The following is a 14,890-nucleotide window of genomic DNA, read 5'->3' on the forward strand; positions in this document are numbered from 1 at the left end:
AAGTACCTAACTAGCATTATAATAAAATAACGCTTATTAAAAAAATCATGCTTTAAATGTTTATAGAAATGCTTTATTCTTAGTATCAATACTGCAAACAAATTAATCATAGTATTATAAACAAATATTTTTCTATTTTAGAGATATATATAGAGTTAGATAAAAGCTATTTGAGGGCCATTAAAAAACTAAAATTTCATTTTGCTTGCAATCATAAATATAAAAATTTTTAAATAAATTTTGAATTACATTTAAAGATTGAAAATTTAAAGGGATGAAAAATGATATAAAAGAAAAAGTTGATAGCCTAGATCCTTACTTAATTAAATTTAATTCAAATTCTAAAAAAAATAGCTTTTCTTAAAAATTTCAAAAACTAAATTTAGAGATGATTTTAATTGATTATTGAAGCTATTAAAATATTTAAATTATTAGAATCTTAGGGATAGTTTGATATAGATATTAAATTAATGATGAATTAAAAGATGCCTAAAATTAGCGTTTAAATAGATTAAGACTGTTACTTATTAAATAATTTTTTAGACTCAATTAAATAAAATTTTCTTATCTATTTTTATGTCTTTAAATTTAAGTATGTTTTTAAAAATCTTATTTATACGATTTAAATTTATTCTCATATTTAATAGACTCCTAAATCATTTGAGTATAAAAGCGTATTTTATATGCTATTATAAATTCTATTAGCTAGATGAATATCATTGTTAAATTTCACTCGTCGTTAAATTTTTATAATTTTCTATAGCCTCTTTCAAACATCATAAATTTAGCCACTTTTGTTTAAATTTAAATGCAAAAATCAGCAAAGAAAATTTGCATAAGCACCACTAAAGCCAGTAAAACAAATTTAGCTTGAAGTTAGTAATTTAACAAGTTAATTTTTATAATAATAAACTCAACAAATTGTAAAGCGTAACCTACGCTATTTGAGCTTATCAGCACTTAATATTTTTAGCCCTATCCATTTGTGCTTGTCTGATAAATTCCCCTCTATCAAGGGGTGTTTTATCTGGATGATTCTTTTTAAAATGCTCTAAATACTTCTCATAACTTGGAAGCCCTATAAGCGGATATAGGGCTTTATCTAAATTCTTATAGCCATTTTTTATTTTAACCCATACTAAATTTATTTGCATCTATGTATTTGCCCTCCATTAATGGATACTCTTGATTATTTCCATCTTTTATCTTTTTGCAGATTCTAAAAGTTTGAATTATCACAACAACAGTTACAAACATAAATAAAGCACAAAGCACAGAGTCTATAATATTATTTCTAATAATAGCCTCTGTTTTTGCTATTAGTGTTGGATCGCTAAGCGTTGCTAGTTTGGATACTGCATTTTGTGCAGTTGCTACATGACTAACTGCATCGTGAATTTTATCTCCATTTGCAGGCAGAAGTTTTTGAACTGCTGCATACATGGTTGTTATTAGCACCCAAATAGCAGGGATTATAGTAACATAAGCATAGTTTGATTTACCCATTTTATAAATAACAACAGTTGCTAAAAGTAGAGCCATACCTGCTAGCATTTGATTTGAAGCACCAAATAGCGGCCATAGGGTATAAATTCCTCCCATTGGATCAGTAACTCCTGCATAAAGCAAATATCCCCAGCCAGATATGCATATTAAGGTAGCTATTATTCCATAAAACATATTTGATGTATCAGCCATAGGTTTGTATATATTTCCTAAAATATCTTGCACCATAAAACGACCAGTTCTTGTTCCTGCATCTACAGCGGTTAATATAAATAATGCTTCAAACAAAATAGCAAAATGATACCAAAACCCCATCATTTTCTCTCCGCCTATTATTTCATGCAAGAGCATAGTTAGACCTATAGCAAATGTTGGAGCACCTCCAGTTCGGCTTAAAATGGTATTTTCACCTATATTATTTGCAAGAGTAGTTATATCTTGTGGTGTTATATGAAAACCTATTTTTGCAAGTTCTGCTAGAGGACCATTTATATAATCAGCTGCACTTTGTGCAGTAGAACCAAGAAGCGAAGCAGGAGTATTTATAGCAAAATATATCTCAGGAGTCAATATACAAGCAGTAATCAAAGCCATTACCCCAACCAAACTTTCCATCAACATTGATCCATATCCTATAAATAAAGTTTGGCTTTCTTTTTCTACCATTTTTGGAGTCGTTCCGCTTGAAATTAAGGCGTGAAAACCAGAAATTGCTCCACAAGCAATAGTTACAAAAAGAAATGGAAAAAGTTTTCCAGCAAAAACAGGACCAGTTCCATTTGTAAATTCTGTAATTGCAGGCATTTTAAGATCAGGTGCTACAATTAAAATTGCAATTGCCATACCAACAATTACGCCTATTTTTAAAAAAGTTGAGAGATAATCTCTTGGAGCAAGTAAAAACCACACAGGAAGAACAGAAGCTATAAAGCCATATGCTATTATTATATATGCCAAACTAGTTTTTGAAAAGCTAAAATAAGTCGATAAAATCGGATCTGCTGCTACTTGATTTCCATATATTAAAGCTAAAATTAAAAGCACAAAGCCGATAATTGAAGCCTCTATTACCCTACCAGGTCTAATAAATCTCATATAAAGACCCATAAAAATTGCTATTGGAATTGTCATTGCAATAGTAAAAAATCCCCACGGCGAGTTGGCTAAAGCATTTACGACAACCATTGCTAAAATTGCAACAATGATAAGCATAATAAAAAATATACCTATCATAGCAATTGCTCCTGTAGTTTTTCCCATTTCATCTTTTATTATTTCGCCTAAGCTTTTTCCGCCTCGCCTAACAGAGATAAAAAGCACCACAAAATCATGCACAGCACCAGCAATAACAACTCCTACCAATAACCATATCATTGATGGTAAATATCCCATTTGTGCAGCAACAACAGGTCCCACTAACGGACCAGCTCCAGCAATGGCTGCAAAATGATGCCCAAATAAGACATATTTATTAGTTGGGACATAGTCTCGCCCATCATTTAACACAACAGCAGGAGTTGCACGCTTATCATCAAATTCTAAAACTTTATATGCTATAAAACGCCCATAAAAGCGGTAGCCTATCATGTAAATACACACGCTTGCGACAACCAGCCAAATAGCACTAATGCTTTCGCCTTTATGGAGTGCAAGAACTCCAAAGCACCACGCTCCCAATATTGCTACAAAAGTCCATAAAATTTTACTTTTCATGCAAACCTCCTTATATTTTAAATTTAAAATTCATTTTCTTAATTTTTAACTTAAAATTTGGTAAAATTGCAAGTTCTATGTGATTTTTATTTTTTCATGTAGAGAAAAGTAATAATTTTATATAAATTTATAAAAAATATTTACAAAAAAGGCAAGATTATGAGTGATGAATTTTATATGAGTTTAGCTTTAAATGAGGCTTGGAAATTTCAAGGACTTACATATCCAAATCCAGCTGTTGGTTGCGTTATTTTAGATAAATTTGGTAAAATTTTAAGCATAGCTGCTCATCAAAAAGCAGGATGTGGGCATGCTGAACTAAATGGTGTGGCTTTAGCTTTAAAAAAAATCAATCCAAATTTAATATTCCCAAAAAACCCCAATGAAATTTATAACTTTATTTTAGAAAATCATAATAATTTATTAAAAGGTTCAAAAGCATTTGTTACACTAGAGCCTTGTTCTCATATAGGTAAAACCCCGCCTTGTGCAAAACTTTTAGTTGCTTTGAAATTTAGCGAAGTTATTATAGGTTATAAGGATGAAAATAAAATCGCTAAAGGTGGCGCTGAAATTTTAAAAAGAAGTAATATTTGTGTAAAATTTGGAGTTTTAGAAGATAAATGCAAGGAGCTAATAGAGCCATTTTTATCTTGGCAAAATGGAAATTTTAGTTTTTTAAAATTAGGCGCTAGCTTAAATGGTGTGTTAAAAGGTGGAGTTATAACTAATCTAGAATCAAGACAAATGACGCATAAATTTAGAAGCTTAATTGATTTGCTTGTAATAGGTGGAAATACCGTTAGAATCGATAGACCAAGACTGGATACTAGACTTATAAATGGCACTAAAAATCCAGATATATTTATATATTCAAAAAGTAAAAATTTTGATAAAACAATACCGCTTTTTGAAGTAAGAGATAGAAAAATTTTAATACAAAGCGATATAAATTTAGTAAAAAATTATAAATTTTGTATGTTTGAAGGTGGTGAAAATTTAATCAAAAATTTGCCACCATTTGTAACACATATACTTATTTTCTTTTCAGAAAAATTTATAAATTTAGAAAATTTATCTATAAATTTAAATTTAAAGTTGCTATTTATGGATAAAATTTCAGATAATTTTTATGGTTGGTTTAAAATTTTGAGATAATTTTTTACTTTTGGTAACATAATTGATTTAAATTAATTTAATTTCCATATTTTAATTGTTAAATTTTTTAATTTTGCTATACTGAGTTTGAAATTTAATCTGAGGAGAGAAGTTGGATACTAAAACTTATGATGAAATCGATTCTGTTACAAAAAAAGGATTGATTGTTATTTTAATTGCTGCTTTTTTATCATTTGGCTTATATTTATTTTTACCTTATGAGTCAAATGTAAATAAAGGACTATCTTTATTGCTTTTTATAGCTATACTTTGGCTAACAGAAGCAGTTCATATAACCATTACAGCATTGATGATACCTGTAATTGGAATTTTAATAGGTATTGGAAGTGGAAGCGGGGAAACTTTTAAACCATCTACCATAAAGTATTTTTTGCAAAAATTTGCAGACCCTACGATATTTTTATTTTTTGGCGGTTTTGCTTTAGCTACAGCTTTACATATTCAAAAACTTGATAAAAAAATAGCCATGAAACTTATTAAGCTTTCTGGCTCTAATCTTGGTTATGTTACTTTTGCGATATGCGGTGTTACAGCACTTTTGTCTATGTGGATTTCAAATACAGCAACAGCTGCTATGATGCTACCGCTTGCTATTGGAATGCTTTTGGGGCTTGATAAACAAAAAGATAAAGGAACTATTGTTTTTGTTTTACTTGGAATTGCCTATTCTGCAAGTATTGGCGGGCTTGGAACGATGGTTGGATCTCCTCCAAATGCAATAGTTTCAGCCGAGCTTAAATATACTTTTTGGGATTGGATGAAGGTCGGGATGCCTATGGTGATTATTTTATGGCCTTTAATGATGATGGTTTTGTATTTTGTATTTAAGCCAAATTTGAGTAAAACAATAAATTTAGACAATGAAGCAGAAATTCCTTGGAATATAAAAAGAATTTTAACTATTGCAGTTTTTTGCGTGACAGCTTTTTGTTGGATATTTGCAAAACCACTTACTAATTTAACTGGTGTGGTGTTTAGCGATGGTTTGATTGCGATTTTAGCTGCTATTTTGGTTGTGGTTCTTGGACTTTGTACTTGGAATGATATAGTAAAAAATACAGAGTGGGGAGTTTTGTTGCTTTTTGGTGGGGGATTGACTCTTAGTGCTATTTTAAAAGATACTGGAGCTTCTCTTGTAATTGGGCAAGAGGTTGCAAATATTTTTGCAAGTTCATCGCCTATTACGATTATATTTATAGTTACGATTTTTATCATTATTTTGACCGAATTTACTAGCAATACAGCATCTGCAGCACTTTTGGTTCCTGTTTTTGCTGGGGTTGCTTCTCAAATAGGAATGCCAAAAGAAGTGTTGGTTATAGTTATTGGAATTGGTGCAAGTTGTGCGTTTATGCTTCCTGTTGCAACCCCTCCAAACGCTATTGTTTTTGGTACTGGTAAATTTGAACAAAAAGATATGGTAAAAGCTGGAATAGTTTTAAATATATTTTCAACTTTGGTGATAGCGTTGTTTGCATACTTTTTCTTGTTGTAAATTCTAGGCTTTAAGCCTGGAATTTATTCTATTAATTTCAAGCATAAAATTATTTAAAACATCGATTTATACCTGCTTTAAATATGTTTAAATACCAATAAAAGCTACAAACATGTGTGATTTGTTTTGAAAATAATTTTATTTTATAAAATCTCTTTATATTTTTCATAATCGACTCCATAAAGCTTAGAGATGTTTTGTGGATTTAAAATTTCATTTTTGCCAAATTCTAAAATTTTGCCATTTCTTAGCATCAAAACATCAAATCCTAAATATTTAATATGCCTTGGATGATGAGAAGTTAGGATGATTTTAAAATTTCTTTCTTGCATTTTTTTGATTAAATTTAAAAATTTAATCTGATTTCCAAAATCTGGCTCTTTCATAAAGATTATTTTAGTATTTGTGCTTTAAATATACAAGTGCTTTTTTCTCCGCCACTTAAATTTTAAAAATTCTATTTTTAAGATGATGAGTTTTGATGTTGGAAAGATTTGGCGGTATTTATAATGATTGTTTGTTTGGAATATTGAAAGTAACAACACGCTTAAATTGTATCAAATTATAAAAAGATGTTTATAAATGGCATCCAATTCAAGAAGCGAAATATAACACTTTGTATTTTGCATTAGGCAATACATATAATTTTAGCGATTTTTAGGTGCTTCTTATGACACAATATGCTAGAAAAATTCAGCACTTAAATAAAAAGGATAAATTTATAAGTATCTAAAAAACGATAATAAAGCATTTAACTATTAAACATTTTTAAGATATAGCTTTGCTAAAAAATATGTAAATACTCTTGTAAAAAGTAATGGCTAGATATTTGAATAGAAAATACGATTTAAATTTATGATTATAAATTAAAGCTATCTTATGAACTAAATGACGCTTTAAATTTGACTTAGAAATTAATAATATCTTGAATAAACACTATTCTTATAAAAAAGCTGTAAAGATAATGACAAAAAATTTCTCCTAAATTCAAGATATGATTTAAAATAACTAGCATAAATTTGCATTAAATTTAACTAAAAAACCTATAATAACGAATAATTTTCTAAAGGATATAATTTGAAAATTTTAGCTTTATTTTTACTGTTTTTAAATTTAGTAGCTTCAAGAGAGTTAGATAAAAGCCATTTTTGCATAAATTGTGAAAATTTAAAACCACAAAACATTAAAAAAGTTTATGCTTCAAATCCAGCTCTTTTATATCAACTTTATGCGATCGATAAAAGCAAAATTGCAGGGCTTGTTTTTGAATTTTGGGATCTTGAAAAAAAATATTTAGATAAAAACGTTACATCTTTGCCAGTAGTTGGTGGATTTTTTGGACAAGGAAAGACGCCAAATATAGAGCAAGTTTTAAATTTAAAACCAGATTTAATCATCTCATCCACAAATACTACCGAGCTTTATAAAGATATTTTTTCTAAAAGCAAAATTCCCATCTTATACATAAATGCTTTAACGCTAGAAGAAAATTTAAACTCTTTTCAAATTTTAGGTGAAATTTTAGGAGCAAATGAAAGAAGCAAAGAGCTACATAAATACGGTCTTGAAACTCTAGAATTAGCTAAAGAAATTTCAAGCAAAGCTAAAAATAAACCAAAAATTTATTATGCTTACGGGGATAATGGCTTACAAACAGAGTGCGATAAAAGCAGTTTTGGAGTGCTTGTAAAAATTGCAGGTGGAAAGCTTATCCATAAATGTGAAAATTTAAAACAAAATAGCAGAGTCAATATTAGCTTTGAAAAAATTTTAGATTATAATCCAGATAAGATTATAGTTTATCACAAATCATTTTACGATAAAATTTTTGATGATAAAAAGTGGCAACTTTTGGATGCTGTAAAAAATAAAGAGGTCTATTTAATCCCTAGAAAGCCGTTTTCTTGGGCAGGAAAACCAGCTTCATTTATGAGATATTTAGGCATTAGATGGCTTTTGCAAATTTTTCATCCCAAAATTGCAAATTTAGACATTCATCAAGAAGCAAAAGAATTCTATAAACTTTTCTTATATTTAAATTTAAACAACAATGACTTAAGCGATATTTTAAATGAAAAAAATTAGCATTTTTATACTATTTTTAATTTTAATTTTTTTATCTTTTTTTGCTCTTTTTGTGGGAAAGTATAGTCTTGAATTTGGCGATTATATAAAAGCTTTTAGTGGAGATAATATTTTAGCAAATGTGATTATTGCAGAAATTCGCTTCCCTCGTGTGATGGCTGCTGTTTTAATCGGTGCTGCTCTTTCTATAAGTGGAGCTACATATCAGGCTATGTTTGTAAATCCATTAGTAAGTCCTAGTATTTTAGGTGTTTTAAGTGGTGCTAGTTTTGGTGCTGGATTAGCGATGATTTTAGGGCTTAATATATTTTATATGCAAATTTTAACATTCATTTTTGGCATTATAGCTGTTTTGATTTCAGTTTTAATATCCCTCATAAACAATCATTCAAAAATATTAATGCTAGTTTTAGGCGGGATCATAAGTGGAGCTATTTTTTCATCTCTAAATTCAGTCATAAAATATTTAGCCGATCCAAATGATGTGTTACCAAATATTACATATTTTTTGATGGGCAGTTTAAGTTATGCCACAAAATCAAGCGTTTTAGCAACTATGCCTTTAATGATAATATCTACAATCACTTTAATTTTACTATCAAAAAAACTTAATGCTCTAAGTTTAGGAGAAGATGAAGCAAAAAGTTTAGGTATAAATACAACTCTTTTAAAATTTATCCTCATCTCTCTTACGACTTTAATCAGCTCAATCTCTGTGCTTTTAGCAGGCGTTATTGGGTGGATAGGACTTGTAATTCCTCATATTTGTAGATTTATTTATGGAAGCGATAATGGCTATGTGATAATTTCTTCGGCTATTTTTGGAGCTATTTTTTTACTATTTTGCGATTTAATAGCAAAAAGCATACACACTTATGAAGTTCCAATAGGACTCATAACTTCATTTTTTGGAATTCCTATTTTTATATTAGCTCTTTTTAAATCAAAGGTTAAATTTTGATAAGTGTTAAGAATTTAGAATTTTCATATCATAAAAAAGCGGTTTTACAAGATATAAATTTTGATTTTAAAAATAGTTTAGCTATTTTGGGTGAAAATGGTTGCGGTAAAAGCACGCTTTTGAAATGTATGCTAAATTTGGTTAAATTTAAAGGCGAGATTTTATTTAACAAAAAAGATATAACTAAATTTTCAAGGACAAATTTAGCACTAAATTTTGCCTATATTCCTCAATTTTATGATGTAAATTTTGATTATGAAGTTTTAGATATCGTGCTTTTATCAAGGCTTAATCATAAAAAATTTTTTGAGAATTACTCTAAGGATGATTATGAAATTTGCACTTTAAATTTAGAAATGTTAGGAATCAATCATCTTAAAAATAGAATTTTTAAAAATTTAAGCGGTGGAGAAAAAGCACTTGTATATTTAGCTAGAGCTTTAAGTACAAATGCTAAAATAATCTTTATGGATGAGCCAGTTAGTGCACTTGATTTTGGAAATCAGATTAAATTTTTAAATTTAATCAAAAATTTACGAGATAAAAACTTCATACTAACTTCTCATCATCCAAGACACATTAAATATTTAGGATTTGATGTTTTGATGCTAAAAAATGGCAAAATTTTAGAATTTGGCAAAAATGAAATTTTAAATCCACAAAACATCTCTAAGCTTTATGGAGTTGATTATGAAAAATATAAAGAGATTTTATAAAATTTAGATTGCTTCAATAAATACTTAAAAAATTCTACTAAAATAAAATTTTCATATATATTTTTAAAAAGACAAAAGATGTCTTTAGCTATAGATATAATTATTATAAATTTATAAAAATATCAAAATAAAAAAAGAGATTTTAATGTATTGATGTCACAAAGAGGCGAGATTAAGCTAAATACAGCTATTTTTAAAACTAAAAGCTGTATAATAAAAAAAGTTAAAAAAGAATTTAAAAAAGAGTATTATAAGAGCATTTAAATTTATAGATTTTTAGTTTTTATTTTATTATAATGCTTTTTATTATCATACGAATAAATTTATAAGGAAAAAAATGTTTAATTTTAATAATATTATCACATATCTTGATTACATAACTATTATATTTGCTTTTTGTGCAATGTTTGCATCTGGTTATAACCTATTTTCTAGAAGAAAAGATATGGAGGAGATAGAAATTTTTATCATTAATAAAGATAAAAAGATAAAACTCCCTATAAGAATTCTTAGAAAAAATATCACAAGAGCTGAAATTAAAGGCATTGTGAGTGATTTTGAAAAAGATCACAACTTTACTATAAGCTATCTTAAAAGTCCTGAATTTTTAAATGATATTTTTTTGATACAAAAAGGCAAAAAAGATGTTTTGGTTATTGAAATAAAAGAGTATGATAAATTTGATTTTAATGAAAATGATATGTTGATAAAGGATTTAAATGAAAGTAATCACGATTTTAGGGATGCTATCGACAAATAAAGCTAAGTATTACTATAGCCTAGATTTAGCTAAAAATTATAAATTAAAAAGTCAAATATGTTCCCACTTTTGTTAGAAAATTTTGATGAAGTTGTGGCTATTTATACAAAAGAAGCTAAAAACAAACAAGAAGAAGTTATAAAAAATGAAGGCTTAACTTATAAATTTAATTCAAAATATTTTATATCTAATGAAAACGATTTTGATATGGCATTTAAGGTTATAAACAGAGCAATTGATGAATCAAACGAAGATTTTATCGTTGATTTATCTCATGGTTTTAGACATTTGCCTATTCTTGCTATTATCTCCATACTTTCTCAAAATTTACAAAATTCTATAAAGATTAAACATATTTTTTTCGCAAAAGAGATAATTAAATTTAAAGAGTATGAGATTATAGATTTAAAAGAATTTCTTGATATTGCAAATTTATCTTTTATCTTAGAAAATTTCAACCAAAACTATACTTTAACTAAAATTGAGTTTAAAAACGAAGCCTATAATGCATTAGCTAAAGGACTTGAAAATTTATCTCACAACATTTTATCAAACTCAATCCAAAATTTATACAAAGAAAAGCTTTTAAAATCAACCCTAAACTCACTTGAGCAAATTTCAAAAAATGAGCTTTTTGATTGCTTTTCTTCTAATATTGATAACACAATCAACCATTTAAACTATCTTTTAAGTCTAGAAAAAGATCCTACTTATATTAGACTCTATAAATTTTCAAAAGATTTAGCAAGTAAAGGTTATATTTTAAATGCAACTACTATTTTTTACGAAGCAGCAGGAATTTATAGCATACAAGTTGTATCAAATTCATCCAGTGAAGTTAAGAGGCTTTTACAAAAATTTTATAAAAGCGAGACAAGAAACAAAGACTACCTACTTTCAAATTTTTGTTATAGCTTCATAAAAAATGGTCAAGTTAATAGAAAAAATAAACGAATTGAAAAAGTCTTAAGCTATAAATTTGACAAAGCAATTAGAGACTATTTGAATTTAAAGCCAAACTACAAAAAACTAAAAAGATTTTATAAAGACTTAGATAGTTTTAGAAACAACCTTGCCCATGCAAATAGCGGTGAGATTATAGAAGATCCTTATGAAAAACTAAACTCTTTTTTAGAAAGCTTTGGCAAATTTATAAGTAGTGATTTTGACAAAAAAGATAAAAATGTTTTATAAAAATTTAAATGAAATCTTTACTATCTCAAATTTAAAACTAGCCTTTAACTCTATCTCATCGACATCAAAAGGTCTTGATGAGATAAACTATGATGAATTTAGAAAAAATTTAGATGAAAATTTAAACGCTTTAAAAGATGAAGTTTTAAACCATACCTACACGCCAGAGCCTATTAAAAAAATTGATATCAAAAAAGATAACAGCAAAACTCGCCCCATAGCTCTAGCAAGCATAAAAGATAAAATCATACAAAAAACTCTTTATAGCGAACTGCTTTTTTATTTTGATAAGTTTTTTGTATCAAACTCTTATGCTTATCGCCCAAACAAATCTACAAGCCAAGCCATAAATAGAAGTAGTGATTATATAAATAGGGGAAATGTCTGGATCTTTAAAACTGATATAAAGGACTTTTTTGAAAACATAAATCACACCAAACTTTTAAAAATCCTAAATTACCACATAAAAGATGAAAATATTTTAAACCTAATAACTCTTTTTTTAAAAACGGGTGGCTTTAAAAAAGATGATTTTATTTCACATGAAAAAGGCATCCACCAAGGAGATATTATTTCACCGCTACTTTCTAATATTTATCTTGATTTAATGGATAAATTTCTAAGCAAAAACTCTATAAATTTTATTCGTTTTGCTGATGATTTTGCTATGTTTTTTGACGATAAACAAAAAGCTATAAATTTCAAACCACGCCTCATAAATATGCTAAAAAGCCTTGATCTATCATTAAATTTAGAAAAAACTAAAATAATTCATATAAATGAAGGCTTTACATTTTTAGGTATTGATTTTATGGGTAAAAATCGCCTAATCAACAGTGTTAAATTTGAAAACGCTATAAAAGAAATAGAAAAACTATCTTTAAAAAACACTAAATTTATAACCTTTATAGATGAATTTAACGCCACACTTATTGGTATAAAAAACTACTATTTAAAAGTTATAAATAAAAGCTCACCCCAGCATCTACTTTTGCAAGAAGAAGTGATTAAAAGCATTTCTCATAAAGTATTTTTAGAAAAAAACAAAAAACATATAAAAAACAAAAAAGAGCTTATAAATTTCATCAGCCAAATAAAACTTGACTTGATTTTTGACGAGCAAATCATAAATAACACTATAAAACTAATCCTAAATAAAGCTTATGAAAAAGTTCTAGTTAATAAAGAAGCTAAGCAAACAAAATCTAAAATCAACGACAAAAGAAACACTTATGCTAAAAAATTTGCTCTCAATCAAACTCTTATCATAAATGAAAAATCACTTTATTTAGGAGTTAGCAAAAATACGATAACTATAAAGCAGTATGGCAAAATTTACAAAACATTTCCTATTTTAAAGATTAAAAGAGTTATTATAAATTCCGACTCAATTTCACTTTCAACCCAGTTTATTAAAAGATGTGCGAATGAAAATATCCATATAGATTTTATAGATAAATTTGCTAATCCTTACGCAACTTTTACTACTTATAAATCTAGCCAAACTCAAATCATACACAAGCAAGCTATGATTTTAGGGACTCAAAAACAACTCTATCTTGCTAGGGCTTTTATATACTCAAAGTCAAAAAATCAGTTAAATTATATGAAATACCTTAATAAATATCACAAAAATCTTGATTTAAATATTTCTAAATTTCAAGACATATCCTACAAGATTAAAAAAGCAAATACCATATCTGAGCTTATGGGATTTGAAGGTAGTATGTCTGTTATTTATTGGGATAGTTTAAAAGCTATATTAAATGTTCCTTTTGAGTCAAGAGTTACATTTGGTGCAAAAGATATTGTAAATTCATCTCTAAACTACGCCTATGCGATACTATATGGCAAAATTTGTTATCATTTAATGTTATCAGGACTTAGCCTGCATATCTCATTTTTGCACTCTTTAAATGGACAAAAACCAACTTTAAGTTACGATATGATAGAAGAATTTAGAACCTTTATCGTTGATAGAGTTATAATCTCTATGTTTAATAAAAATGAACCGCTATCATTAAATAAAGATGGTCTTTTAACTATAAAATCTAGAAATTTAATCGCCCAAAACATAAATGAAAAGCTTGGTAGCTACATAACCCACAAAAAAGAGACTAAAAAGATAGAAAATATCATATCATCTCAGTGTTATGCATTGGCTAATTATATTAATGAAAAGTCTAAAACATACAAACCATTCATAGGAAAATTTTAATGAAATATCTAGTTACTTATGACATTTGCAAAAATAAATCTCGCAAAAAAGTATCCGATATCCTTGAAGGTATCGGCATTAGAGTAAATTTAAGCGTTTTTGAGTGTGAGCTAAATCAAACTAAATTAAATCAACTTGCAAAAAAGCTTAGCGATTTAGCAAACCCCAAAACAGACAGCATAAGATTTTATAGAATTTGTGAAAATTGTCTTAATAAGAGTTTTGAGATTTGTGATAGAGAAGAAATTTTTGAAAGCATAGATTTATATGTTTAAATTTAGCTTATCAAAATCTATTTATTTTGATTTGCTAACTTTTTTTGAAATATTTAGGCTCTATTTTTTAAAGCTACAAGGTGCGATTTTAAGGTATTGTATGTAAAATTTAAAGCCTTAAAGCTTAAAATTTATATGTTTATAAAAAATTTGCAAATCATAAATTTGTAATTTTTTGTAAAATGATTTGCGAACTTTTATTTTATATTAATTTTCAAATGCCCATTTTAAGGGATTCAAAAATTAATCAATTTTGATAAAATTCGCAAACTTTGAAATTTTATCTTTTTTAAATTTGATTTGCGAACTTTTTTATAAACGAAAACGCCTAAATTTAGGGCATAGTTTGTTAAAATTTATAAAAAGCCTTAAGTTGCATTTTTTCAAATTTGCTATATTTGCGAACTTTTTTATTAAATTGCCGTATATTAAGGGTTCAATAAGTAAATTTTAGTATAATTCCAAATGCTTTTAGATTTAGGGTGTGAAATTTAGGCTATTTAAAAGCAAAGCCCCGAGTTAAGGGGATTGAAACCCTTTCACCCCTATCCACAAGTCATCCCATAGCTTTTATTTAAAAGCAAAGCCCCGAGTTAAGGGGATTGAAACAAAATTTATAATTTTAATTAATTAGTAGTAATTTCTACTTAATTTAAAAGCAAAGCCCCGAGTTAAGGGGATTGAAACAAGTATACGTTTCCTAATTCTGGTTTGGAATATGCTAATTTAAAAGCAAAGCCCCGAGTTAAGGGGATTGAAACCCTATTTGTTTGAATAATTCCTCAGCC

Annotated in this window: 12 protein-coding genes and 1 CRISPR repeat array (1 of these 13 only partly in view); of the genes, 9 read left to right on the plus strand and 3 right to left on the minus strand. The window is 27.5% G+C overall.

What is annotated here, in order from left to right; all coding sequences use genetic code 11:
- Window positions 1–953: 953 nt before the first annotated feature.
- Together F1B92_RS06905 and F1B92_RS06910 are read right to left on the minus strand one after the other, a co-directional pair.
- Window positions 954–1,154 (minus strand): CstA-like transporter-associated (seleno)protein, encoded by a 201-nt coding sequence (locus F1B92_RS06905; protein WP_154571130.1) that lies wholly within the window; start codon window positions 1,152–1,154, stop codon window positions 954–956.
- Window positions 1,129–3,219: a carbon starvation CstA family protein gene (locus F1B92_RS06910; RefSeq protein WP_154571131.1), complete on the minus strand. Its 2,091-nt coding sequence runs from the start codon at window positions 3,217–3,219 to the stop codon at window positions 1,129–1,131. The genes F1B92_RS06905 and F1B92_RS06910 overlap by 26 nt, the downstream gene beginning before the upstream one ends.
- Before the next feature lie 159 nt (window positions 3,220–3,378).
- Here F1B92_RS06910 and ribD point away from each other — a divergent pair, with 159 nt between their 5' ends.
- Window positions 3,379–4,377 carry a bifunctional diaminohydroxyphosphoribosylaminopyrimidine deaminase/5-amino-6-(5-phosphoribosylamino)uracil reductase RibD gene (ribD, locus tag F1B92_RS06915; RefSeq protein ID WP_154571132.1) on the plus strand — a complete coding sequence of 333 codons (999 nt, stop codon included), beginning with the start codon at window positions 3,379–3,381 and terminating at the stop codon, window positions 4,375–4,377.
- A gap of 136 nt (window positions 4,378–4,513) precedes the next feature.
- Window positions 4,514–5,893 carry an SLC13 family permease gene (locus F1B92_RS06920; RefSeq protein ID WP_326833124.1) on the plus strand — a complete coding sequence of 460 codons (1,380 nt, stop codon included), beginning with the start codon at window positions 4,514–4,516 and terminating at the stop codon, window positions 5,891–5,893.
- A 143-nt stretch (window positions 5,894–6,036) separates the two neighbouring features.
- Here the strand turns inward: F1B92_RS06920 and F1B92_RS06925 are convergent, their stop codons facing one another.
- On the minus strand, window positions 6,037–6,279 hold the full coding sequence (locus F1B92_RS06925; RefSeq protein WP_154571134.1) for an ATP-binding cassette domain-containing protein: 243 nt from the start codon (window positions 6,277–6,279) through the stop codon (window positions 6,037–6,039).
- Window positions 6,280–6,970: 691 nt separating this feature from the next.
- Between F1B92_RS06925 and F1B92_RS06930 the strand changes: the two genes are divergently transcribed.
- The 7 genes from F1B92_RS06930 to cas2 all read left to right on the plus strand — a co-directional run bounded on the left by F1B92_RS06930 (window position 6,971) and on the right by cas2 (window position 14,102).
- Entirely contained in the window at window positions 6,971–7,978 is a 1,008-nt protein-coding gene (locus F1B92_RS06930; RefSeq protein ID WP_195836316.1) for an ABC transporter substrate-binding protein, read from the plus strand.
- Complete coding sequence (locus F1B92_RS06935; protein ID WP_154571135.1) at window positions 7,965–8,939, plus strand: FecCD family ABC transporter permease; 975 nt, start codon at window positions 7,965–7,967, stop codon at window positions 8,937–8,939. The genes F1B92_RS06930 and F1B92_RS06935 overlap by 14 nt, the downstream gene beginning before the upstream one ends.
- A complete protein-coding gene (locus F1B92_RS06940; protein ID WP_154571136.1) occupies window positions 8,936–9,655 on the plus strand; it encodes an ABC transporter ATP-binding protein in 720 nt (239 codons plus the stop codon). Before F1B92_RS06935 ends, F1B92_RS06940 begins: the two co-directional genes overlap by 4 nt.
- 337 nt (window positions 9,656–9,992) lie before the next feature.
- Complete coding sequence (locus F1B92_RS06945; RefSeq protein WP_154571137.1) at window positions 9,993–10,415, plus strand: hypothetical protein; 423 nt, start codon at window positions 9,993–9,995, stop codon at window positions 10,413–10,415.
- Between the two features lie 57 nt (window positions 10,416–10,472).
- The gene (locus tag F1B92_RS06950) at window positions 10,473–11,609 is read left to right on the plus strand and encodes a TM1812 family CRISPR-associated protein (RefSeq protein ID WP_154571138.1); all 1,137 of its coding nucleotides are present in this window, start codon (window positions 10,473–10,475) and stop codon (window positions 11,607–11,609) included.
- Window positions 11,581–13,827 carry a CRISPR-associated endonuclease Cas1 gene (gene cas1 / locus F1B92_RS06955; RefSeq protein WP_154571139.1) on the plus strand — a complete coding sequence of 749 codons (2,247 nt, stop codon included), beginning with the start codon at window positions 11,581–11,583 and terminating at the stop codon, window positions 13,825–13,827. Before F1B92_RS06950 ends, cas1 begins: the two co-directional genes overlap by 29 nt.
- Window positions 13,827–14,102 carry a CRISPR-associated endonuclease Cas2 gene (gene cas2, locus F1B92_RS06960; protein WP_154571140.1) on the plus strand — a complete coding sequence of 92 codons (276 nt, stop codon included), beginning with the start codon at window positions 13,827–13,829 and terminating at the stop codon, window positions 14,100–14,102. Before cas1 ends, cas2 begins: the two co-directional genes overlap by 1 nt.
- Before the next feature lie 498 nt (window positions 14,103–14,600).
- A CRISPR array of direct repeats spans window positions 14,601–14,890; the repeat unit is 37 nt; unit sequence ATTTAAAAGCAAAGCCCCGAGTTAAGGGGATTGAAAC; it runs 723 nt beyond the window's last position.

Origin of the sequence: Campylobacter portucalensis, assembly GCF_009690845.1 — a bacterium.
Lineage (GTDB): Bacteria > Campylobacterota > Campylobacteria > Campylobacterales > Campylobacteraceae > Campylobacter_B > Campylobacter_B portucalensis.

Bases quoted from the DNA above. Each gene is read 5' to 3' on its own strand.
- F1B92_RS06905 (WP_154571130.1), bottom strand. From the start codon at position 1,154: ATGCAAATAAATTTAGTATGGGTTAAAATAAAAAATGGCTATAAGAAT.
- F1B92_RS06910 (WP_154571131.1), bottom strand. From the start codon at position 3,219: ATGAAAAGTAAAATTTTATGGACTTTTGTAGCAATATTGGGAGCGTGG.
- ribD (WP_154571132.1), top strand. From the start codon at position 3,379: ATGAGTGATGAATTTTATATGAGTTTAGCTTTAAATGAGGCTTGGAAA.
- F1B92_RS06925 (WP_154571134.1), bottom strand. From the start codon at position 6,279: ATGAAAGAGCCAGATTTTGGAAATCAGATTAAATTTTTAAATTTAATC.
- F1B92_RS06935 (WP_154571135.1), top strand. From the start codon at position 7,965: ATGAAAAAAATTAGCATTTTTATACTATTTTTAATTTTAATTTTTTTA.
- F1B92_RS06945 (WP_154571137.1), top strand. From the start codon at position 9,993: ATGTTTAATTTTAATAATATTATCACATATCTTGATTACATAACTATT.
- F1B92_RS06950 (WP_154571138.1), top strand. From the start codon at position 10,473: ATGTTCCCACTTTTGTTAGAAAATTTTGATGAAGTTGTGGCTATTTAT.
- cas2 (WP_154571140.1), top strand. From the start codon at position 13,827: ATGAAATATCTAGTTACTTATGACATTTGCAAAAATAAATCTCGCAAA.